At 56.8% G+C, this 21,623-nt stretch carries 20 protein-coding genes and 1 pseudogene; 10 read left to right on the top strand and 11 right to left on the bottom strand.

The window, feature by feature from the left end; translation table 11 throughout:
- Nucleotides 1–4 precede the first annotated feature (4 nt).
- Together hutI and D0C27_RS04615 are read left to right on the top strand one after the other, a co-directional pair.
- Nucleotides 5–1,234 carry an imidazolonepropionase gene (hutI, locus tag D0C27_RS04620; protein WP_137431529.1) on the top strand — a complete coding sequence of 410 codons (1,230 nt, stop codon included), beginning with the start codon at nt 5–7 and terminating at the stop codon, nt 1,232–1,234.
- On the top strand, nt 1,231–2,652 hold the full coding sequence (locus D0C27_RS04615) for a formimidoylglutamate deiminase (RefSeq protein WP_137430515.1): 1,422 nt from the start codon (nt 1,231–1,233) through the stop codon (nt 2,650–2,652). Before hutI ends, D0C27_RS04615 begins: the two co-directional genes overlap by 4 nt.
- Nucleotides 2,653–2,663: 11 nt before the next feature.
- On the opposite strand, the gene D0C27_RS04610 is transcribed toward D0C27_RS04615, so the two are convergent.
- The 4 genes and pseudogenes from D0C27_RS04610 to hutU all read right to left on the bottom strand — a co-directional run bounded on the left by D0C27_RS04610 (nt 2,664) and on the right by hutU (nt 7,013).
- Nucleotides 2,664–2,966 (bottom strand): helix-turn-helix domain-containing protein, encoded by a 303-nt coding sequence (locus tag D0C27_RS04610; protein ID WP_035269706.1) that lies wholly within the window; start codon nt 2,964–2,966, stop codon nt 2,664–2,666.
- Nucleotides 2,953–3,333: pseudogene (locus D0C27_RS04605) on the bottom strand (type II toxin-antitoxin system RelE/ParE family toxin); the annotation flags it as partial. The gene D0C27_RS04610 and the pseudogene D0C27_RS04605, both read right to left, overlap by 14 nt.
- Before the next feature lie 395 nt (nt 3,334–3,728).
- Nucleotides 3,729–5,264 (bottom strand): histidine ammonia-lyase, encoded by a 1,536-nt coding sequence (gene hutH, locus D0C27_RS04600; protein ID WP_137430513.1) that lies wholly within the window; start codon nt 5,262–5,264, stop codon nt 3,729–3,731.
- Between the two features lie 18 nt (nt 5,265–5,282).
- Nucleotides 5,283–7,013 (bottom strand): urocanate hydratase, encoded by a 1,731-nt coding sequence (gene hutU / locus D0C27_RS04595; protein WP_137430512.1) that lies wholly within the window; start codon nt 7,011–7,013, stop codon nt 5,283–5,285.
- Between the two features lie 316 nt (nt 7,014–7,329).
- On the opposite strand from hutU, the gene hutC reads away from it, so the two are divergent.
- Entirely contained in the window at nt 7,330–8,019 is a 690-nt protein-coding gene (gene hutC, locus D0C27_RS04590) for a histidine utilization repressor (protein WP_230940569.1), read from the top strand.
- A 133-nt stretch (nt 8,020–8,152) separates the two neighbouring features.
- On the opposite strand, the gene D0C27_RS04585 is transcribed toward hutC, so the two are convergent.
- A complete protein-coding gene (locus D0C27_RS04585) occupies nt 8,153–9,013 on the bottom strand; it encodes an AraC family transcriptional regulator (RefSeq protein WP_137430511.1) in 861 nt (286 codons plus the stop codon).
- A 132-nt stretch (nt 9,014–9,145) separates the two neighbouring features.
- Here D0C27_RS04585 and D0C27_RS04580 point away from each other — a divergent pair, with 132 nt between their 5' ends.
- Complete coding sequence (locus D0C27_RS04580) at nt 9,146–9,700, top strand: GNAT family N-acetyltransferase (protein WP_137430510.1); 555 nt, start codon at nt 9,146–9,148, stop codon at nt 9,698–9,700.
- A gap of 127 nt (nt 9,701–9,827) precedes the next feature.
- Here the strand turns inward: D0C27_RS04580 and D0C27_RS04575 are convergent, their stop codons facing one another.
- Complete coding sequence (locus D0C27_RS04575; protein WP_205717086.1) at nt 9,828–11,339, bottom strand: MFS transporter; 1,512 nt, start codon at nt 11,337–11,339, stop codon at nt 9,828–9,830.
- Nucleotides 11,340–11,508: 169 nt separating this feature from the next.
- On the opposite strand from D0C27_RS04575, the gene D0C27_RS04570 reads away from it, so the two are divergent.
- The gene (locus D0C27_RS04570) at nt 11,509–12,390 is read left to right on the top strand and encodes a LysR family transcriptional regulator (RefSeq protein WP_170978614.1); all 882 of its coding nucleotides are present in this window, start codon (nt 11,509–11,511) and stop codon (nt 12,388–12,390) included.
- A gap of 125 nt (nt 12,391–12,515) precedes the next feature.
- Here D0C27_RS04570 and D0C27_RS04565 read toward each other — a convergent pair whose 3' ends face one another.
- Nucleotides 12,516–13,007, bottom strand: a complete 492-nt coding sequence (locus tag D0C27_RS04565; RefSeq protein ID WP_060185499.1) for a DUF2938 domain-containing protein — start codon at nt 13,005–13,007, stop codon at nt 12,516–12,518.
- An 81-nt stretch (nt 13,008–13,088) separates the two neighbouring features.
- Here D0C27_RS04565 and D0C27_RS04560 point away from each other — a divergent pair, with 81 nt between their 5' ends.
- From D0C27_RS04560 to D0C27_RS04545, 4 genes are all read left to right on the top strand, one after another.
- On the top strand, nt 13,089–13,562 hold the full coding sequence (locus tag D0C27_RS04560; RefSeq protein WP_137430507.1) for a helix-turn-helix domain-containing protein: 474 nt from the start codon (nt 13,089–13,091) through the stop codon (nt 13,560–13,562).
- Nucleotides 13,563–13,829: 267 nt separating this feature from the next.
- A complete protein-coding gene (cml, locus tag D0C27_RS04555; protein WP_060185500.1) occupies nt 13,830–15,020 on the top strand; it encodes a CmlA/FloR family chloramphenicol efflux MFS transporter in 1,191 nt (396 codons plus the stop codon).
- Between the two features lie 219 nt (nt 15,021–15,239).
- Nucleotides 15,240–15,602, top strand: coding sequence for a helix-turn-helix domain-containing protein (locus D0C27_RS04550; protein ID WP_052159270.1), 363 nt, complete (start codon nt 15,240–15,242; stop codon nt 15,600–15,602).
- Nucleotides 15,592–16,980: a type II toxin-antitoxin system HipA family toxin gene (locus tag D0C27_RS04545; RefSeq protein WP_137430506.1), complete on the top strand. Its 1,389-nt coding sequence runs from the start codon at nt 15,592–15,594 to the stop codon at nt 16,978–16,980. The genes D0C27_RS04550 and D0C27_RS04545 overlap by 11 nt, the downstream gene beginning before the upstream one ends.
- Before the next feature lie 72 nt (nt 16,981–17,052).
- On the opposite strand, the gene D0C27_RS04540 is transcribed toward D0C27_RS04545, so the two are convergent.
- From D0C27_RS04540 to D0C27_RS04530, 3 genes are read right to left on the bottom strand one after another with little or no spacing between them, the layout of a single operon-like run.
- Entirely contained in the window at nt 17,053–17,529 is a 477-nt protein-coding gene (locus D0C27_RS04540; protein WP_088451764.1) for a GNAT family N-acetyltransferase, read from the bottom strand.
- An 18-nt stretch (nt 17,530–17,547) separates the two neighbouring features.
- On the bottom strand, nt 17,548–18,579 hold the full coding sequence (locus D0C27_RS04535; RefSeq protein WP_137430505.1) for an LLM class oxidoreductase: 1,032 nt from the start codon (nt 18,577–18,579) through the stop codon (nt 17,548–17,550).
- 12 nt (nt 18,580–18,591) lie between these two features.
- Nucleotides 18,592–19,215 carry a glutathione S-transferase family protein gene (locus tag D0C27_RS04530; RefSeq protein WP_035269680.1) on the bottom strand — a complete coding sequence of 208 codons (624 nt, stop codon included), beginning with the start codon at nt 19,213–19,215 and terminating at the stop codon, nt 18,592–18,594.
- Between the two features lie 145 nt (nt 19,216–19,360).
- Here D0C27_RS04530 and gcvA point away from each other — a divergent pair, with 145 nt between their 5' ends.
- Nucleotides 19,361–20,245 carry a transcriptional regulator GcvA gene (gcvA, locus tag D0C27_RS04525; RefSeq protein WP_137430504.1) on the top strand — a complete coding sequence of 295 codons (885 nt, stop codon included), beginning with the start codon at nt 19,361–19,363 and terminating at the stop codon, nt 20,243–20,245.
- A gap of 171 nt (nt 20,246–20,416) precedes the next feature.
- Here gcvA and D0C27_RS04520 read toward each other — a convergent pair whose 3' ends face one another.
- The gene (locus D0C27_RS04520; protein WP_137430503.1) at nt 20,417–21,622 is read right to left on the bottom strand and encodes an FAD-binding oxidoreductase; all 1,206 of its coding nucleotides are present in this window, start codon (nt 21,620–21,622) and stop codon (nt 20,417–20,419) included.
- Nucleotide 21,623: the final 1 nt, after the last annotated feature.

Genomic DNA, 21,623 nt, shown 5'->3' with positions numbered 1-21,623 from the left:
AATGATGAGCTACACACTTTGGACCGATTTACGCCTGGCCCCCACCGCCGACCCCGAGTACGTCATCGAAGATGCCTGCCTGGTTGTACAGGCGAACCGTATCGCCTGGATGGGCCCACGTCATGACCTGCCTGCGCAGTGGCAAGACGCCACTCAAGAACACAAGCTGGGAAACCGCTGGGTCACCCCCGGGCTGATCGACTGCCACACCCATCTGGTCTACGGCGACAACCGCGCCCAGGAATTTGCCTTGCGGCTGGCAGGGGCCTCCTATGAAGAAATCGCCCGTCAGGGTGGCGGCATTGTGTCCTCCGTCAAAGCGACGCGCTCCCTGAGCGAGGACCAACTGCTGGCCCAAGCCCTGCGCCGACTGGATGCCTTGCTGGACGAAGGCGTCACCGCGATTGAAATCAAATCCGGCTACGGTCTGAATCTGGAGAGCGAGCGCAAAATGCTGCGTGTCGCCCGCCGTCTGGGCGAGCTGCGCCCGGTCACGGTGCGCACCACCTTTTTAGGTGCCCATGCCCTGCCCCCTGAATTTGCCGGGCAAACCGATGCCTACCTGGATCTGGTCTGTGATCAAATGCTGCCCACTCTGGCACAAGAAGGACTGATCGACGCGGTTGACGTCTTTTGCGAGCGTATTGCCTTCGACCTGAAGCAGTCCGAACGCGTTCTGAAAGCGGCCCAAGCGCTGGGCTTGCCCGTCAAAATGCACGCCGAGCAGCTCTCCAATCTGGGCGGCACGGAAATGGCGACCCGCTACCAGGCGCTGTCCACCGACCATCTGGAATACCTGGATGAAGCAGGCGTCATCGCCATGAAAAAAGCCGGAACCGTGGCCGTGCTGCTGCCCGGAGCCTACTACTTTCTGCGCGAAACCCAGTTACCCCCGATTGAACTGCTGCGCAAACACGGCGTACCGATGGCCCTGTCCACTGACAGCAACCCTGGCACCTCCCCCTGTGCGTCCCTCTTACTGATGCTGAACATGGGCAGCACGCTTTTCAGACTGACTGTCCCCGAAGCCCTGGCAGGTGTCACCCGCCATGCTGCTCAGGCCTTGGGTGCCCCCGACATCAACGGTGAACTCAGCATCGGGGCCTGTGCCGACTTTGTCGCCTGGGACATAGACTCCCTGCCCGAGCTGGTCTACTGGCTGGGCCTGCCACGCTGCGCCCTGGTCGTATACCAAGGCAGAATCAGCCGTGACCTGCGTAAGGAATCGCCATGAGCATCCCCCGAAAACATGAAGCGCTCTGGGCCCCTTGGGCCTATCTGGACGGCCAGTGGCAAGCGAATGTACTGCTGCGCTGGGACCAGGACGGCACACTGACAGACGTTCTGCCCGAAGCCAGTCAGCAGGCCATAGACGCGGCGGGTTCCGTCCACACAGCGCAAGGTGCCGTACTGCCGGGCATGCCCAATCTGCATTCACATGCTTTTCAAAGTGCCATGGCCGGGCTGACTGAATTCCGGGGGCAAGGCCAGGACAGCTTCTGGAGCTGGCGCGACCTGATGTACCGCTTCGCTGCCCGTCTGGAGCCCGAGCACATGCAGGCCATTGCCCAATGGCTCTATATACAGATGCTGAAAGCGGGCTACACCAGCGTGTGCGAGTTCCATTATCTGCATCACCAGCGCGACGGTCAGCATTACGCACCCATAGGCCTGCTGGCCCAAGGCGTCATGGAAGCGGCCAGCGCCAGCGGGCTGGCCATTACCATGCTGCCCGTGCTGTACCAGTACAGCGATTTCGGCAGCAAGGCGCCGCGTCAGGATCAACAGCGCTTTCTGAATAGCCCTACACAGTTGCTGTACCTGCTGGAGTCCCTGCACAACAGCCACCCCTTGAATGCTGACCGGCGTTACGGTGTTGCGCCCCACTCCCTGCGCGCCGCCAACGTCGGCTCCATCAGTACCTTGATCGACGGCCTGCACAGCCTGCCGTCACGCCACCCGATTCACATCCACATTGCCGAGCAGATAGCCGAAGTGCTGGCCTGCCGGGACATCAAAGGCAGCAGTCCGGTGGCCTATCTCTATGACAACTTCAATGTGGACGAACGCTGGTGCCTGATCCACGCCACTCATATTGACGAGCAGGAGCGCAAGCAAATTGCCCGCAGCGGTGCCGTAGCAGGTTTGTGTCCAACCACCGAGGCGAATCTGGGTGATGGCCTGTTCCCTGCTGCCGCCTTTCTGGCTGAGCAAGGACGTATGGGCCTAGGTTCAGACAGCCATATCTGCGTAGACTGGCGCGCCGAACTGCGCTTGCTGGAATATGGTCAACGATTGACCAGCCAGCAACGCAATGTGCTGACTTCGTCCCAACAACCTTTCGTCGCGGACTACTTGTTTGACACCTGCGCACGTGGTGGCGCACAGGCGTCCGGTCGAGCCAGCGGGCAACTAAGCCCCGGTCATCAGGCAGATTTAATGGTGATTGACCTGGAGCACCCCAGTCTGGCGGGGCTGGATAAGCAGCATTGGCTGTCGGCTCTGGTCTTTTCCGAACGCGCCCACGCCAACCCGATTCGTGATGTATTCGTCAGTGGTAAGGCCTGTGTGACAGAGGGCCATCATCATCAGGAAGAGGCGGCATTTGCGGCTTATAAAAAAACATTGAGCAGTCTACTGAACAAGGCTTAGGTACAAAAAAATCAAATGATGGCCTGTAAGCCCTTGTCGGCAATGATATTCAGCAGCTTGAGTGCCGGGCCAGTGGGATGGGTTTCACCTTGCTCCCACTTGCGTATGGTCGATGCCGTAGTATGCAAATAAAGCGCAAATACCGGCTGGCTGAACTTCAAGCCTTCCCGCAGCCGTTTGATGTCGGCCGCATCGAACTCCCGAACTGGCGGTGGACAAATTGCGTCAAACTCGCGCATCGTCACCTTGCCGATCGCTCCTGCCTCCTGAAGCGCCGCCAGGTCGCCGCGTAGCGATTCGATGATCTTGCTCACAATTCACCTCCAATAACACGTCAGCCTGCAATGCATTCAACAAGGCTTCAGGCGACAAGCCCAGGAACACCTTCCCTACAAATTGCAGCGCTTTCTTCTCATCCGGCGTGATGTTCCCCTTGTCGCTCTTGGAGAACCCATGCAGGAACACATAACGGCTACCTATTCTGGCCGAAAGCAAGCTGCGATAGCCGCCGCTTTTGCCACCACCAGGGCGAGCTACCCGCTTCTTGTATAAGGCGCCCCCCAAGTCCACATCGATCAGACCGCTTTCCATCTCCTGAACTGCCTTGCACAAGGCAATATCAGGCAGCTTCTCGGCCGCCTGCCATCGCGCAAAGTCTTTGCGCTTGAGAACGCGCGTCATATCGACCTCCAAACTATACCCGTATCGGGTACACTTATCAATCTCTCGTCGTGGAGTAGCCAATTCGCCATCCGCTCGCCCATCCCACGCGGGCTTATCCTCCTTGTGAACATAGCGCATGCACATCGCCACAGCCATGTGACTTGTGAGCTTTATATCCATCTTGATTGGCACGCCTCAGTTGGCAATACAGGCCGTCGCTCGATAGCAGATACCGTGCCTGCCTACGTAGGGGACGCAGCAGCCGTCGTGTTCACCGTGGACTTATGTCAGCAGGGCGTAGTCCAGAGAAATGCAATGCTGGGTCGCCGTGAAGCAAAAAAATCCCTGGCGTGGGGACCCATGCCAGGGACAAGTTCGTGGAGACAAAAACAATCAGCAGTACTTCATGAAAACTAAAAAAGATCAGCCGCCGTCGCCGCCAGGCTCTCATCCAGCACCAAGGCTTTCAGGGCCTCGATATCGGGAGCCAAGTAACGGTCCTGATCGTAAAAAGGCACGGCCTGGCGAATCGCGTCTTGCACCTTTTTCAAGCGCTCGGAAGTCAGCAAGGGCGCATGGAAATCAATGCCTTGTGCCGCGCACAGCAATTCAATCGCCACAATCGCAGCCGTGTTCTGTGCCATGTCTTCCAGACGGCGCGCCGCAAAGGTTGCCATGCTGACGTGGTCTTCCTGATTAGCCGAAGTAGGCAGGCTATCCACACTGGCAGGATGTGCCAGTGACTTGTTTTCCGAAGCCAGGGCCGCTGCGGTCACATGGGCAATCATGAAGCCCGAATTCAAACCCGCAGAAGGCACCAGGAACGGTGGCAAGCCAGAGATGCTGGCATCAATCAACAAAGCGACTCGACGCTCTGCCAAGGCACCAATTTCAGCAATCGCCAGAGCCAAGCCATCGGCGGCGAACGCCACCGGCTCGGCGTGGAAGTTGCCTCCGGAAATCACCTGATCCGGCTCGCCATTCTTGCCGGGAAACACCAGCGGGTTATCCGTAACAGCATTGGCTTCCGTCAGCAGGCTTCGTTCGTTCTGCGTGATCAGATCCTGAATCGCACCCATGACCTGGGGCTGACAGCGCAAGCTGTAGGGGTCCTGCACCTTGTTGTCATTGTCGCGATGCGACTGACGAATCTGGCTGCCAGCCAGCAGCTCCCGGTACAGGCGAGCCGCATATATTTGCCCCGGCTGTCCACGCACCTCATGGATGCGCGCATCAAAAGGCGCATCACTGCCTTTGGCGGCGTCCACGCTCAAGGCACCGGCCAGAATCGCATTACGGAACAAGATCTGGGTGCGGAACAGGCCGTTCAGGGCCAGAGCCGTAGACACTTGCGTGCCATTGATCAGCGCCAAGCCTTCCTTGGCAGCCAGCACAATGGGAGTGATACCCGCCTTGGCCAAAGCCTGCTGGGCTGGCATCCATTCGCCCTGCCACTTGGCCTGTCCTTCCCCGATCAGCGTCAAGGTCATGTGCGACAAGGGCGCCAGATCACCCGATGCGCCCACGGAACCCTTGGACGGAATGAAAGGCACCACGCCTGCATTCAGAATATCCAGCAAGGTCGTGACCACATGCGAACGTATGCCCGAAAAGCCGCGCGCCAAGCTAGCTATTTTCATGGCCATGATCAAGCGGGCAACCGCATCGGACACCGGCTCGCCCACTCCCACGGAGTGCGACAGAATCAGGTTCTTTTGCAGTTGCTCCAGATCGTGGTCGGGAATGCGTTGCTGGGCCAGCTTGCCAAAGCCGGTATTGATGCCATAAGCCGGATTACCTTCACGGATGATCTTGGCCACAATGGCCGAGGACGCATCCATGGCCCCGATCGCCTCTGGCGGCAGAGTCAGAACAGTCGGTTCCTGCCAGATTTGGCGCAGCTGTGCCAAAGTCAGTGCGCCGGGAGAAAGCTCGATACTCTTGCTCATTTATCTGTCCTGTTTTTCTTACTTGATCATGGGCAATGTCAGCCCGAAATTCTTGGCCGTTTGAATCGCCAGCTCGTAGCCGGCATCCGCATGACGCATCACACCACTGGCGCAATCGTTAATCAAGACCCGCTCCAGACGGGCCGCAGCCTGCTCGCTACCGTCGGCCACAATCACCATGCCAGCATGCTGGCTGTAGCCCATGCCCACCCCGCCCCCGTGGTGCAGCGAAACCCAGCTGGCCCCGCCGGCGGTATTCAACAAGGCATTCAACAAAGGCCAGTCCGACACGGCATCCGTGCCATCACGCATGCTTTCAGTTTCGCGGTTGGGGCTGGCCACCGAGCCTGTATCCAAGTGGTCGCGGCCAATCACAATGGGCGCTTTCAGCTCGCCCTTACGCACCATTTCGTTAAAGGCCAGACCAGCGCGGTGACGCTCGCCCAGTCCCAGCCAGCAAATTCGTGAAGGTAAGCCCTGGAAAGCAATGCGTTCCTGCGCCATGTCCAGCCAGCGATGCACGTGCTGATTGTCAGGGAACAGCTCTTTGATTTTTTGATCGGTTTTGTAGATGTCCTCCGGGTCGCCCGACAAGGCCACCCAACGGAACGGGCCTTTGCCCTCGCAAAACAAGGGGCGAATGTAGGCAGGCACAAAGCCAGGGAAATCGAAGGCATTGGCCACGCCTTCATCAAACGCAACTTGGCGAATGTTATTGCCGTAGTCCACAACCGGAATACCCATTTTCTGGAAATCCAGCATGGCTTGTACATGAACTGCGCAAGACTTGGCAGCCGCTTGTTGAATGCGGACGTGTTGGGCCGGGTCTTTCTGCGCCGCCTGCCACTGTTCCACCGTCCAGCCTGACGGCAAATAGCCATTGAGCAGATCGTGGGCAGAGGTCTGGTCCGTCACCAGATCAGGTTTCAAACCACCCGCTTGGGCACGTCGCACCAGTTCAGGCAGTACATCGGCAGCATTACCCAGCAAGCCAATCGACACCGCTTCCTTGGCGGCCGTGTGTTGGGCAATCAACTCCAGCGCATGATCCAGATCCCGCGCCTGTTTATCCAGATAACGGGTCTGCAAACGGAAGTCGATACTGCTTTGCTTGCATTCAATCGTCAGCGATACCGCCCCGGCAAAGGTCGCCGCCAAAGGCTGTGCGCCGCCCATGCCGCCCAGACCAGCAGTCAGAATCCAGCGCCCGGCCAGCGAACCACCAAAATGCTGACGACCTGCTTCAGCAAAAGTCTCGTACGTACCTTGCACAATGCCCTGGCTACCAATGTAGATCCAGCTACCCGCCGTCATCTGCCCATACATGAACAAACCGGCCTGATCCAGCTCGTGAAACTTCTCCCAGGTAGCCCATTTGGGCACCAGATTCGAGTTGGCCAGCAGCACACGCGGCGCATCGCTATGAGTACGGAAGACACCCACCGGCTTGCCGGACTGAATCAGCAAGGTCTGGTCATCCTCCAACTGGCGCAGGCTGGCCAGAATCTGGTCATAGCATTCCCAGTTCCGGGCTGCACGCCCGATGCCGCCGTACACCACCAGATGCTGGGGGTTCTCGGCCACGGCCGGGTCCAGGTTGTTCTGAATCATGCGGTACGCAGCTTCCGCCACCCAGTTCTTGCAGCTGAGCTGGGTACCCGTAGGGGCATGAATCTGCCGCGCAGGATCGAAGCGAGGATCGTGGCTGGCCGCCAAAGTGTGATGATCAGGCATGGTGATGTCCTCCATCTGAGGTGTCTCTGGATACGCGCTGGTTCTATCTGGCAGGCTGTTTCCACACCCGAAGGGCAGGTTCTGGCGCCGACAAAACAACGGTTTTCTTGTAAGCTCATGCCAATGTATAGTCATTTTTCCAAGTTGTCTATACATATAAAAAAGAGCCTTGCATAAGCCCGTGAATGCGAGCATGGGAAGGCATCACTCGCGGCCTGGTGCACGACCTCAGATCTGGCCTGCGCGAGACTCTTTTGAGTGTGAACACGTCCTACAGGAAAGCATAAAAATGGATGTCCCCCAGACGAGCCATTCGTCAACTGAACCAAGCATGCCCGCCTACCTGCAAATCAAGAATTTTGTGCTGGAGAAAATCCAGTCCGGCCAATGGCGTGAAGGTGATCTGATCCCCACTGAACTGGCTTTATGCGAACAATTTGGCGTGTCGCGCATGACGGTCAACCGCGCGCTGCGGGAGTTGACGAATGATGAGCTGCTGGTCCGCATCAAAGGCTCGGGCACCTACGTCGCGCAGCCCAAATTCCAGTCCACCCTGATCGAGATACGCAGCATCGCGCAAGACATACGGGAGCGCGGCCACCAACACAGCTGTCAGGTGCTGAGCATGGAGCGGCTGCAGGCCAGCCCGGCTCAAGCGCGGCTATATGGCATTGCACCGGGCGCAGCGCTGTTTCATTCCATTATTGTTCATGCCGAAAACGGCTTGCCTATCCAGTACGAAGATCGTCTGGTGGACGCGCAAATGGCACCGGATTACATGGAGCAGGACTGGAGCCAGATCACGCCTAATGAGTACTTGGTGCGCGTTGCCCCCTTGCCAACCGGCTTTTACAGCATTGAAGTGCTGGTGCCGCCCGCCGGAATCGCGCAGGCCCTGCACATGAAAGAGCAGCAACCCTGTCTGGTGATGGACCGCCGCACTTTTTCCAGCGAGCAGTTCACAACGCACGCCAGACTGTGGCATCCAGGGGATCGCTACAAATTCACTGGCAAGATGTGAGCCGTAAATCTGCTCTGCCTAGAGTTTGACTCCCAAACGCATCGATCAGGCGCACAGACTTCTTGCCTCCTGAGTCATACACCATCGCCATTTTCTTGTCGCATTGACCTGGCACGACCAACCCTTGAGCTGATCACTTGCCAACCACACCGGAACGAGCCTGCTCATGCTGGCGATAGCGGGTCAACGACAAGCCTGTGTGGCGCTTGAAGTACCGGCACAGATAAGAGGGATCCTCAAAATTCAGCTGATCGGCAATCTGCCCGATCGCCAGCTGGCTGTAGGAAAGCAACGCCTTGATCTCCAGAACCACTTGCCTGTCGATCAAGACCTTGGGACTGTCGTTAAAAAACTGTTTGCTCAGTTGGGACAGATAAAACGGGGTGATGTTGAGCGCATCGGCATAAAACTTCACCTCTCTGTGCTGCCGGCATTGCTGGCCAACCAGTTCCCAAAACCGCCAGCTGATCATTTCCTGACGGCTGAACGGCTGGCCGCCCTGATACTCGGACGGAATCTGCTCGGCAATATGTAGAAAGAAATTCTGCAGCTGATTACGCAGCATGATGTGCTGATGCAGCGTGCTGGTCTGCACAATCTCGTGCAGTTGCAGCAACCAGGCCGTCAGTAAAGCTCGATCTCTCTGCGGAGGCACACACAACGGATTGTCATGCAGGAACACGAACAAGGAATTAGGCAGCTGATAGGCCACTTCTGACGCCAGGTTCTTGGGCATCAACAGAAAAAACACCTTGAAACCGCGTGAGCGCCGTCTCAGCAAGGTAATCGTATCTTCGGCCAGCACCAGCACATCATGGGCCCGTACGACCTGATCCTTGAAATTCAAGCTGACCAAAGCACGACCCGACAGGCAGATCATCAAGGCCATATAGGCATGACCGAAAGACAAAGGCATTCCCACGCCTTCAGCCAGCGTGGTCTGGCCTGTCAGCCAGCTATCTCTGGCACTGAATAGTTGTGGAATCTGATGCATGGTGTTCCTCTGCCCTTCATGACCCGGCAACCGACAGGACTTGCTAAAAGTACCGAAACTACCAAGGTCCTGCTCTGTTCGCCAAACCAGCCAGCTTCTATTCTGTTTTCTGCTGAATGGTGAGTAAAGAAAATGACACTTCAAACAGAAAGACTTATTTTACGCCCCTGGCAGGACACTGATGCCAAGGACTTGTACGAATACGCCAAAGACGAGCGAGTTGGCCCGATTGCAGGTTGGCCGGTGCATACCAGCGTTGAGGAAAGTGCCGAAATTATCCGCACAGTTTTCAATATGCCTGAAGTGTATGCCGTCGAGCACAAAGATAATGGCCGGGCTGTCGGTTGCATCGGCATCCTGATCGGCAAGAACAGCAACTTCGAGATCGGCGAAGAAGAAGGCGAAATTGCCTATTGGATTGGCGTCCCCTACTGGGGCCAGGGCTTGATCCCCGAGGCCATGCGCGAAGTGATGCGACACGCTTTTGAAACGCTGAAGCTGAAGGCCCTGTGGTGCGGCTACTTTGCCAACAATGCCCAATCGCAGATTGCGCAAACCAAGTGTGGCTTTCGCCATCATCACACCGAGGAAAACAGGTACAACCCGTTCCTGCAGGACTACCGAACTGAACATATCAGCCGCATCACAGCTCAGGAATGGCTGGCCTTGCCCAAACAACAGGCCTGAACACCTGTCGTAACCCACACCCACGCCGCCGCTCTGGGTGTAGAACGGCCCCCAAAACCTGGATACCTGTCCCAGGCGTTTGGGGCCCGTTCACCTTGGGCATCGCGTGCAGCGCACGCGGTGTCTTCTAGGCCGTTTGCAAAGCGTGCTTGGGCTGTCGCAACAAGACAAAGAGCAGACCGGCAATCAAGGCCGCCAGGCCTGCCAGCGCATGCAGCACCGTCAAAAATGAAGCGGCATAACTGGCAGTCAATTGCGCTTCCAAACCAGGCAGCTGTTGCGCGGCCAACTGCAATTCACCCAAAGCCGCCCGACTGGCCGCTTCCAGAACTGCGGCTTGTGTAAACGCTGTGCCGCCCACACTCAGGTGCTGCTGAATCAAGGTAGCCAACAGCACGCTGACCACGGCAATGGCCACACCATCCGCAAAGATTCGCACCGTATTGAAGATACCCGTCGCCATTCCGACCCGATCCGGGCTGACCACACTGACCGCCATCCCGTCCATCAAGCCCCAGGGCAAACCGATACCCATGCCGATCAGCAATAAAGGCAGATGCAGGGCTGGACCACCGCCTGCCTCAAAGCCTTCAGCCAGAGTCCACAAACCCACGGCCACCAGAAGCAAACCCAGGCTGGACAAGGTGCCTGCCGATAGCCAGCGAGTCAGCAAGGCCGCCACAAAAGGCACGATCAACAAAGGCGCAGCCAGCCAAACCATCATCTGCCCGGCCTGCAATGCACCGTAACCATCAATACCCATAAAGCGACCGGGCAACAACACAATCAGCACGATGAACAGGAATGCAGGGGCTGCAGCCAAAGCCTGCACACCCACAAAGCCGGGGTCACGAAAGAAACTCAAATCAATCATGGGCTGCGCAACGCGGCGCTCTATGCAGACAAAGCCCACAAAGGCGACAACAGAGGCCAGCAGGGTGGACAGCACCCAGCTATCGGACCAGCCCCGTTCCGGGATCAGCAACATGCCATAAGTAAACAGGCCCAAAGCCAGCGTAAAGCTGATGGCACCCGGCCAGTCCAATGCACCCTGCGAGCCGCCCTGACTGGGCTTGGTACTGATCAGAACCAGCAACAAACCGACCACGCCAATAGCCCCGGTCGCGTAGAACACGCCTTGCCATTGCAGCGCCTCCACAATCCAGCCGAAAAACCAGGGACCAAAAGACAGCCCCAGCCCGAAAGACGTGCCTAACAAGCTGAACGCCCGCGCCCGTGCACGTCCTTCAAACAAGGGAGCCAGGGAGGACATGGCAGCGGCAAAAGCGGCGGCACCGCCCAGGCCCTGCATCATGCGCAAAATATCAATCCAGAACACGGAGGGCATGAAAGGAATGGCAATGGTAAAGGCGCAAAACCACAGCATGCCAATCAGCCAGATGCGGCGCTGGCCGTAAATGTCCGTCAGGCTGCCTGACACCATCATGGCACCGCCGTAACTCAGGATGTACGCATTCATGATCCAGCTCAGCTGGGCGGCACTACCACCTAACTCTGCACTGATGGCCGACAGCACCACTGCTGGACCGGTGAAGCACAAGGGGATCAATAAAGCCGTTAAACAGGCTGACAATAATTGCAGCCGACGCATGGCCGGCGAGGAAGAAGAGGAAAGCATGGTTCTCATTGACTGCTAAAGCGTGCGTGCCCAACAGAAATGGACACGGCGTGAAATACCCGCATGATCGGGGTCGATTTCAGGAGCTTAAGCGTCACCCCATCAAAGAAAAATACACTACAGTTATTAATACTTAGGAAATAAATTCTTAAATAGAGTCGGCACCATGATGGAAAACCTGAGCAATATCGGCCTGTTCGTACGCGTGGCGGAACGCCTGAGCTTTTCGGCCGTGGCCCGCGAGTCCGGCCTGTCGCCCTCCACAGTAGGCAAGTCCATCGCCCGCCTGGAAGAGCGGCTGAAAGTGCGCCTGTTTCACCGCAGCACCCGCACTCTGGCCCTGACTGCCGACGGCAAGGTTTTTCTGGAGCGATGCAGACGCATCTTGAGTGAAATCGAGGCGGCAGAACTGGAAATGTCCCAAGCCAGTGAAATGCCGCGTGGCACCTTGCGAATCAGCTTGCCGCGCTACAGCGGCCTGTTTCAGCAGGCCATCAGCCACTTCATGCAGCGTTATCCGGCCGTGGAACTGGATCTGGACTTTTCTGACCGTCTGGTCGATGTGATTGGCGAAGGTTTTGATGCCGCCATCCGTGCCAGTGCCTTGAGTGATTCAGGCCTGATGCGCCGCCGTCTGTGCACGTTCCGTCGCGTCCTGGCTGCCTCCCCCGAATATCTACAAGAGCATGGTCGCCCCTTGCACGCCAAAGATCTGCAACACCATGCCTGCCTGCACTACCGCTTCCCCAATACCGGGCGGCTGGAACAATGGCCAATTTCCGAAACTCAGGACGTACCCGAGCTGCCCCGCACACTGGTCTGCAATAGCGTGGAAATGCGGGTGCATCTGAGCTTGCAAGGGCAAGGCATCGCTTGCCTGCCAGATTTCACCGTGGGCGAGCATTTAAGCAGCGGACGGCTGCAAACCATTCTGGATGAATGCACCCATAACACCGTGCCACTGTGGATTGTCTGGCCTGCCAGCCGCAACCTGTCGCCCAAGCTGCGCGCCTTTATTGATTGCATGAGCGAGGCGGTTTTCCAGACCTAACCAAACACATACTGCTAGTGCCTCCTGCTCAGTCCCCGGTCAGCTCGGAAGCGGCATCCTGGGACTGGCTGACGCACAAAAAGAGCAGGCCACCCATGACAGAGGCCCCAACAAATGACATCTCCTTAAGCCACCTGCTTGATCAGCAAGGCCGCAAGGTACATGCCCAAACCAAAAACCGCGTGTGTCAGCAGGCTGCGCAAACGGTTAGTCCAAGGCGTGGGGGTACGCGAGGCCGCCACTCCGGCTCCCATGGCGGGCTGCATGACAAAAAAGGGCATCACGACCGTAGCCATGCCCACCATGACGGCGGGCAACCAGCGGGGATCTTGCAGCCACTCAGTGCCGTAAACCGCAAGCAACAAAAAGGCGAAAACAATGCCCACAGCATAGTGAATGAACCAGCCCCAGGCAGACTCTCCCGCAATCGGCTCAGCCTTGCCGATACTGCTGTGTGCGATCTGGCCACGCAGCAAATGCCCGGCCCAGCGCCCCACCATGGCGTAGTTCAGCGTGGCAACGCCCATCGCCCTTTGAATCAGGCCCCAGATATCCATGAAAATAGTGGCTCCGACTCCGATCAGAATCACATGCACCCATTCATTGATCGACAACATTGGCAATCCTTTCCGTTGATAAGCACCTTGTTTTTGAGCAATCATAGAAGTTGAAGTCAACTTCAAGTCAACAGGTACAAGATGGATATTTCAGAAGTTGCCAAGCAAACCGGCTTACCCTCCTCCACCGTGCGTTACTACGAGAAAGAAGGCCTGATCCGTGCAATCAGCGCCCCCGGAGAACGGCGTCGTTTTACGCCCCAAGTGCTGGATCAACTGGCCTTGATTGCCTTGGGGCAAGCGGGCGGTTTGTCGCTGGAAGAAATACGGGCCATGCTGCCTCCCGATGGTTCTGCGCAGGTGGACAGGCAATTGCTGCTATCCAAGGCCGATCAACTGGATGCCACCATCAAGCGCCTGAAAGCCATGAGCGAAGGCTTGCGCCACGCCGCGCACTGCCCGGCCGCCAACCATACGCAGTGCCCGACATTCCAGCGCTTGCTGAAAGCTGCCGCCATCCGGGTGAAGAAGAACAAGACAGGCAACTCCAGCGAGGCGGTGTCACGTCTTGCCAAAACTTTGCAGGGCAAAAAACCAACAGCCATCACGGACTGAGGCTTCAAGGCCGTAAAAACCTCCCCCTATAATAAACAGTTGTCGCGCCCCATCCCTTTGGACTGGGCCAGACGCAGCCATAACGTTTTCCCCGCGACACACTTTCAAGTTATTTATGTGAGGAGCCGTCTGCATGACGAGCACTAAGTCAGCAACTGAGTAAGCCGCAACAAGCTCTTGTCTTGTTGCGGCGTTCTGTACTTCCAATCCCGCTGATTGATAACAAACAGACGCCGCCCGATTTCTTTTTCGAGTGGTAATTTTGTTATGTCTTCCTCACGCTCTTCCTGGGCTTATACGCTGCCGGCTGCCCTGCTGCTGATGGCGCCCTTTGACATCCTCGCCTCCCTGGGGATGGATATTTACCTGCCCGTCGTCCCGGCCATGCCGGAACTTCTAGGTACGACCCCAGCCATCATCCAGCTGACCCTTAGCCTTTACATGCTGCTATTGGGTGCGGGACAACTGATCTTTGGCCCCCTGTCGGATCTCATAGGCCGACGACCTGTTTTGCTGACAGGGGCCGTCCTGTTCGTGTTGGCCTCAACCGCCGCTGCCTTGTCCAGTTCCGCCTGGGCTTTTGTTGGTTTTCGGGTGCTGCAGGCACTGGGGGCTTCGGCCACCCTTGTGGCCCTGTTTGCCACAGTGCGCGATGTGTATGCAGACCGCCCCGAAGGGGTAGTGATCTATAGCCTGTTCAGCTCCATCCTGGCATTCGTACCCGCCTTGGGGCCTATTGCAGGTGCTCTGATTGCCCGCATGGGAGGATGGCAAGCCATCTTCCTGAGTTTGGCGGCGATGGGGCTCATAGCCTGGATCCATGCGCTGTGCAGATGGCAGGAGACCCGACCTGCCAAACCGCTGCATTCCCAGCAGTGCGCCCTGGCCGTCTTCAAAAGCCCGGCGTTCTGGGTCTATACCCTGGGCTTCTCCACCGGGATGGGGACATTTTTTGTCTACTTCTCGACCGCGCCCCGAGTCTTGATCGGACAAGCTGGCTATGCAGAAATAAGCTTCAGCCTGGCCTTTGCCAGTGTTGCCCTGGTGATGATTGCCACCACCCGCCTGTCCAAAACCTTTGTGGCTCGCTGGGGAACGGCCGGGAGCCTGAGACGCGGTATGGGTTTGATCGCCCTAGCCGCCCTGTTGCTGGCAGCAGGACAACTCCTGCTGGAACCCTCCTTTAGCAGCTTTATCCTGCCCATGTGGCTAGCCGCCATGGGCATTGTGATAACGGTATCCGTCACCGCCAATGGCGCCTTGGCCCAGTTCAATGATGTGGCCGGTTCCGCCGTGGCGATCTACTTTTGCGTGGAAAGCCTGATTGTTAGCGTGTTCGGTACCTTAGCTGTGACCTTGCTGGGTGGGGATACGGCATGGCCACTGGTGATCTTTGGGCTGGGAATGAGCAGTGTGGTTTTGCTTGCTTTGATGTTGCTGGAGAGAAGGAAAGCCTAACCAAAATGTCCGTAATAACAGTCCTTAATAACTATTAAGACTGATATTACGGACATTAGACTACGCGTCTGTTCAGCAAACAATCAAATTCAATTAAAATGTCCGTAATAACAGTCCTTAATCAATTCAAGGACTGTTATTACGGTCAATAAATCAGAAGTCTTGACTCTACATGTTTCACAGGATTGTCCATGACGAACATGGCAGAAAGGGCCAACTATGAAATACGATGAGGCACAACGCACCCCCCCTAAACGCTTGCAGGAAGCCAGCGCCATTGGTCAGAAGCTCCAGCAACTGCGCATCGCCCATGGAATGACTCAAAGCGATGTGGCTGCTCGTGCTGGTATTTCACGGTCCACGGCCGCCCTGCTTGAGCAAGGTAATGAAAGCCGAACGATGTCTCAGATCCTGCGCTACCTCCATGCCATTGAGCCCGAACTTACCTTGCTGGATCTGCTCACAGAGCAGTCCGGCGCTGTGCGGAGCTTCAACAATGCCAACAAGGTACAGCGTGTCTCCAGGAAAAATGCATCGAATACAGCCAACAGCGCTCCAGCCAAGGACAAATATGACTTCTAAACCGCGCAATCCATACAGCCGACCACCCAGTCAGGTTGCTGTGTTTGCTCATATTGCCCAAAGCGATCAGGGCAATGCTTTTGTACCGGCAGGACTACTGGAGAACGCGAATTCCGATGCGCCAAGCTTCACCTACGGTAAGCGCTATGTACAACGGCAACACGCGATTGAAATCGATCCTGCAGCACTGCCACTAAGGGCAGAAAACGGAGGCATACAACGTTTTACCTTACCTGGGCTGCACGAGTTTGGTGGACTGCGCGACGCAGCCCCTGACGCATGGGGTCGACGTGTCATCGAAAACAAACTCAAAGTAGGCTCGGGCGTTTTACCTGAAGTCGCCTATTTACTGGAGGCAGGAGTGGATCGCGTAGGCGCACTGGATATTCGACTTACGCTCGATTCCCCCGCCAAGAAATCGGCAGCTGGGGAGGTCAGCCTTGAACGCCTACTTGAAGCCGCTGATCGTATTGAAAATGACGAAGACATCGGTGAGGACCTGGCTGACTGCTTTGAAGGCCTAGGTTCGGCTGGCGGAGCCCGGCCCAAAGCATCTATTCGCGATGAATCCGATGTGCTGTGGCTGGCGAAATTCCCTTCCAAGTCTGATCGCGCCTGCAATGCTGTACTTGAAGCTGGCACCTTGGAATTGGCACGTGCTGCAGATCTATGCGTTCCACCCGTGCATATCCAATCTGTTGGCACGGCGCGCGTGCTCTTCATTCGTAGATTTGACCGTTACTGGGCAGCTCCGGGAGAAGCACCCGCTCCCGGCCAGGACAGTTGGTCGCCCGCCACCCCAGAACACAATGCTTCTACCGTTGAGGGGCGTATCGGCTTTTGCTCCGCTATGACCCTGATGGGCATTGATGAGTACGAAGCAAGAAGTAGTTCCTATCAGGCACTGGCCCTCAAACTACGAGAGCGTTGTTTGCCCACTTTCATCGATCGTGATTTACGTGAACTATTCAAGCGCCAAGCCCTGAACATCTTTGCCAACAACAATGACGATCACTTGAGAAACCACGCCTTCATCTATGACGTGGTCGGCAAAGGATGGAGGTTAAGTCCGCTCTATGACGTTCTGCCCATGAACACGGTGGCAAGCGAACGTTATTTGCACCTCGAACTAGGAGAGCAAGGAAGGCTGGCCACCCTGGACAACTTAATGACACGTTGGGCAGCCTACTTCTCTAGCCGCCAAGAAGCCATTCGCGCCTTGCATGAAGTATGGATAGTCGTCAGAGCCTGGAAGCCTTATTTTGAGCAGTTCGATGCATCCGCCCAAGACATGAGCTATCTGGAGGGTGCATTCAGACCACTAGAGCGCTTGGCCTCCTCCTCCTTAACGAAGGAATTGCGAGCCTTCGGGAACTAAACCATCATTCCTGTTAGTTGCATACTGGCACCCTGAAAAACGTATCACCTTCTACACGCCCCTAGCCCCCTTCTACAGATTCAAGTCATACGTCACCCACGCTGTTGCCTGAGCCAGACCATCGTATAGCCTTCGCGCCTGCGCATTGTCCTGCGCCGTAATCCAGCGCAGGAACGGCCAGCCCTGCTCCTTACCTGCCTGGGCGACTGCCTCAATCAAACGGCGGCCCAGCCCGCCGCCTCGCTGTTCCGGCAACACAAACAAGTCATCCAGAAAACCAGCATCCTTGCCTAGCAAGGGCTCCGGGAAAGGACGGTAATGCGCCAAACCCAGCAGCGCACCCTTCGCCGTCGCTACCACCTTGCCCTGCAAAGGATGCTGCGCATCCAGCAGCCAGCCCCAGGTACGAGCCAGGATCTCTTCATTCATGGGCTCTTTGTAAAACTCGGCGTATTGTCTGTACAGAGACTCCCAGGCGGCCCGGTCTTGTGGCTGCAGATCCCGGATCTGCATGCCATCGACTACTAGCTGTTCTGCACTGCTATTCATGCTTGTATTCCCCTGTTGCTACCATGCTGTTGCAAGAGCAGGCTGCTCCTGATGAGAGGCAAAATGCGGCAGTACATATTCAGCCAGCTCCTGGATAATTTCCGCCGCTGGTCGCTGCGCAAACTGAATACCCAAAGCGGCGTGATTCACACCCGCTGCCTGCCATTCCTCCAACAAGGTGATCAGCCCCTTGCGCCCGGTACGCAGTGTAAAACCACCTTGCAAGGGTGTGCGTGGATAATCAGGATCATCCACCAAGTCCAGCCACTCGTTGGTCATGTGTGGGCGAAAACCGCCATCTGGAATCCGGGCACGCCAGGCCTGAATTTTGGCAGCCAGCTTTTGCGGACCCAGCGGTGTATGTGTGGCTTCCGGATAGGTCAGCCAACCATCGGCATGTTCTGCGATCCATTCGGGCGACTGCCCCGAGGAGCCGGTGACAATCAAGGGGATCGAACCGTGCACGGGCTTGGGCAGCAACTCTGCCGTATTGAAGCGGCCTAGCGGAGAGTCGATATGCAATTGCCCCGCTTGCATCAACTGACGGAAATAGCTGACAGCGTGTGCAAAACGCTCTGCCCGTTCGGCTCGCTCCACACCATAGGCGGGAAATTCTATAGGCCTATCCCCGGAAGCGATGCCCAGCACCAAGCGTCCACCGGACAACTGATCAATGGTGAAGGCGGATTTGGCCAGATCGATCGGGTGACGCAAGGAGAAAATCGTGCTGCCCGTAGCCAAGGCCACCCGCCTGGTGCGAGCAGCCAGAAAAGCCAGATAGGTAAAGGGATCGAACACCTGCCCCGCATCACCAAAGCTGGGGTCATACAACGGTACGTCTCGCACCCACACCGCCGCAAAATCCTGGCGGTCTATCTCCTCTACCAACGCGGCCTGCCCGGCCAGCACACTCATATCGCCTTGATAAAAACGCAGAGGCAGAAAGATACCCATGGTCAGACGGCCGGGTGCAAACATGCGGCTATAGCCAGGGTGAGTGGCAAAGGTAGGGAAAGATGCGCCTTGAATCAGGCTTGTTTCAATCGTCATGATGTTTTCCCCTCAAGCGCCGGTAGCGGGCTCAGGCAAGGTGATGCCTTTACGGACTGCAGGGCGCTGGGCCACGCGCTCATGCCAGGCACTCATGTGCGAGTAGTGGCTGAAATCAAAATCGATAATTCGCGCAATATGCGTCCAGCCAAAATGCGCAATATCGGCGATGGAATAGTCCTGTCCTGCCAGATAAGGATGGTCTGCCAAGCGTGTATCCAGCACGGTGAACAGATCATTCACCAGACGGCGGTAGCGTTCGATGGCGGCCGGGATTTTCTCCTGGGCGAACAACTCAAAATGCACGCGCTGACCCAGAATCGGCCCCACGCTGGAGGAGTGAAATTGCAGCCATTTGATTGTTTCCCAGCGCTGAACAGGTTCTTTTGAAAGCAATTGGCCGGTTTTCTCCGCCAGATACAGCAAGATCGCGGCGGACTCGAACAGGACAACACCTGTTTCATCATCCTTCATCACCGGGATACGCCCATGCGGATTCAAGGCCAGGAACTCTGGCTGCCTATGCTCGTTCGCGTCGATACGCACGTGATGCAAGCGGTACGGTAACGCCATCTCCTCCAAGGCGATGGTCGCCTTAAAGCCGTTAGGCGAACTATCGGTATACAGATCAATCATGGTGTGGCTCCAAAACTGAAAGTTCGCTCTTCCTTGTTATATAGATAAGCTAAACTTTAAATACGATTCAGTAGCCTATTTTCCCCAGCTAAATGGCCAAAGAAAAACGATTAAATCTACTTGATAGATTTAGATAAACTAAACCATGAATCCTGTCTTTCCTTTACAAGCTCTGCGCGCCTTTACCGAAGTCGGACGCCACGGCAGCATCAAGCTGGCCGCCCAGGCGCTGGGCGTAACCTCGGGCGCAGTCAGCCAGCAAATCCGGCTGCTGGAAGATCGCTTGGGCGTGACACTGTTTGTGCGCAGCCACCACAAAATGAGCCTGAGCGAAGCCGGTGACCAGGTCTACCCTATCCTGCTGACGGCGTTTGACCAGATCGAACAGGCCATGCACACGCTGGAAGCCACCAAGCAAAGGAAGACACTGACGATCAGCACCGTGCCTTCCTTTGCCGCATCCTGGCTGATTCCCCGGCTGGCCGACTTCAAGCAACGCCATCCCGATATCGAAATCCGTGTGGAGGCGTCCCCCACGCTGGTGGACCTGCGTCGCGACAAAGTGGATATCGCCATTCGCCACGGCCTGGGTGTGTATCCCGGCTTGCAGGCCGAGCCCTTGATGGCCCCTGTCTTGCTGCCTGTAGCCAGCCCTGCGTTGCTGCAAGACAAGCCAACCATTCAGGAACCAGCAGATTGTCTGGAGTGGCCACTGCTACAAGATGCCGACCGGGCCGACTGGGCGCTTTGGCTGTCTGCCCACGGGGTGGAGGACGATGCGCGCGCCGATAGAGGCACAGCTTTTGAGGATGATTACCTGCTGATACGCGGTGCGATTGCGGGCCTGGGGCTGGCTTTGATACCGCAAGAATATGCGCAGGATGAAATGGCCGCAGGCCGCTTGGTGCAAGTGCTGGACAAGCCCTGGCCAGCCCGCTTTGCCTACTACCTGGTGACCTTGCCCGATGCGACACAAAAAGCAGAGGTCCGTGCCTTTAGTGATTGGATAAGCGAGCAAGCCCAGCTATAGCAAGGTAGCCAGCCTATGTAGGACCACCACTTCAACAGTCCTCATGTCCACACCCCCTGCTCCAGACATCGACAATTCGCCTGACTTCCAACAAGGAAGCATATGATTTTTTTGAAAAAAAACCCCGTCCCAAAAGGACGGGGCAAACCTCAACAAGCAATTGAAAAAATCTTAAGGTAATTCCACGGCCACCGGACCACGGGGACGGGAACAGCACAACAAGACTTTGCCCTCTGGCACAGGGTCCAGCGGCTCTTCAAAATAGTCGACCTCGCCCGATACCAGCGTGCACATGCAGGTATTGCACAGGCCTGCGCGACAATTGAAGTCCGGACTCAAGCCCGTTTCTTCCGCCAGATCCAGCAAGGAGGGACAGTCCTCATGCCATTGGCCCTGGCGGCCATCGGGCAGGAATGTCACCGTCTGCGCCGCATCTTCCGCTGCTGTCGCGGCTCCCCTTACTGCTTCTACAGGCGAATCCAGCTCCAACACATTCGCATCGACACGACTGGAGGGGGCAGGCTGGACCTGATCCTGAACCGCACTGGCTGCACCATCATCCGCCAAGGTGTTTTCCAGCACCGTCGCCGGGCCAAAAAACTCGTAGTGAATGCGCTCACGTGCCACACCCAGACTACGCAGCACACCATAATTGCTCTGCATGAAGGCACTGGGCCCACACAGGTAAAACTCGTAATCATCCAGTGGCAGCCAACGCTGCAACTGCTCACGTGTAATCAGTCCCGCCACATGGTGCAAACCGGCTTGCTCATCATGTTCAGTCGGGTTGCGATAGCAGAAGTAAAGCTGCACGCCTTCGCGTTGTGCCACCAGCTCACGCATCTCATCGGCAAAGGCATGCACCACGCTGTTATCGCACGCATGAATCACATACACCTTACGCTGGCTGCGTTTAAGTAGACGATGCAGCATGGCCAGCAAAGGGGTCTGGCCCACGCCACCGCTTAGCAACACCACAGGCCGCTGGCTGCTCTCATCCAGCACGAACTCGCCCATCGGCCCGGCCGCACTCAGCACATCGCCCGGCTGCACCTGTTGGTGCAGATAGGAGGAGGCCAAACCATCCGCCACGCTTGACCCTGCCGGGGCCTTCTCGTGTTTGACGGAAATGCGCAGACGATCCGTGCAGTCGGGATCCCCCGACACGCTGTAATTGCGCAGCACGATTTGCCCGTCAATCTCCAGGCGGAACACCAGATACTGACCCGGCTGATAAGGCTGCATAACACCGTCCACCGGCTGCAGTACAAACGAAGTAATCACTTCGCTTTCGCGCTGCTTTTCCAGGACACGATAATCCCGGAAACGGCGGTTGGCCGTAGCCTCCGTAGACGCAGATGATGCAGTCGTATTCATC

It is taken from the genome of Alcaligenes faecalis (assembly GCF_005311025.1).
GTDB classification, from domain to species: Bacteria; Pseudomonadota; Gammaproteobacteria; order Burkholderiales; family Burkholderiaceae_B; genus Alcaligenes; species Alcaligenes phenolicus.
Note: the sequence above shows the minus strand (reverse complement) of the source record. Positions and strands in the feature narration are given on the sequence as shown.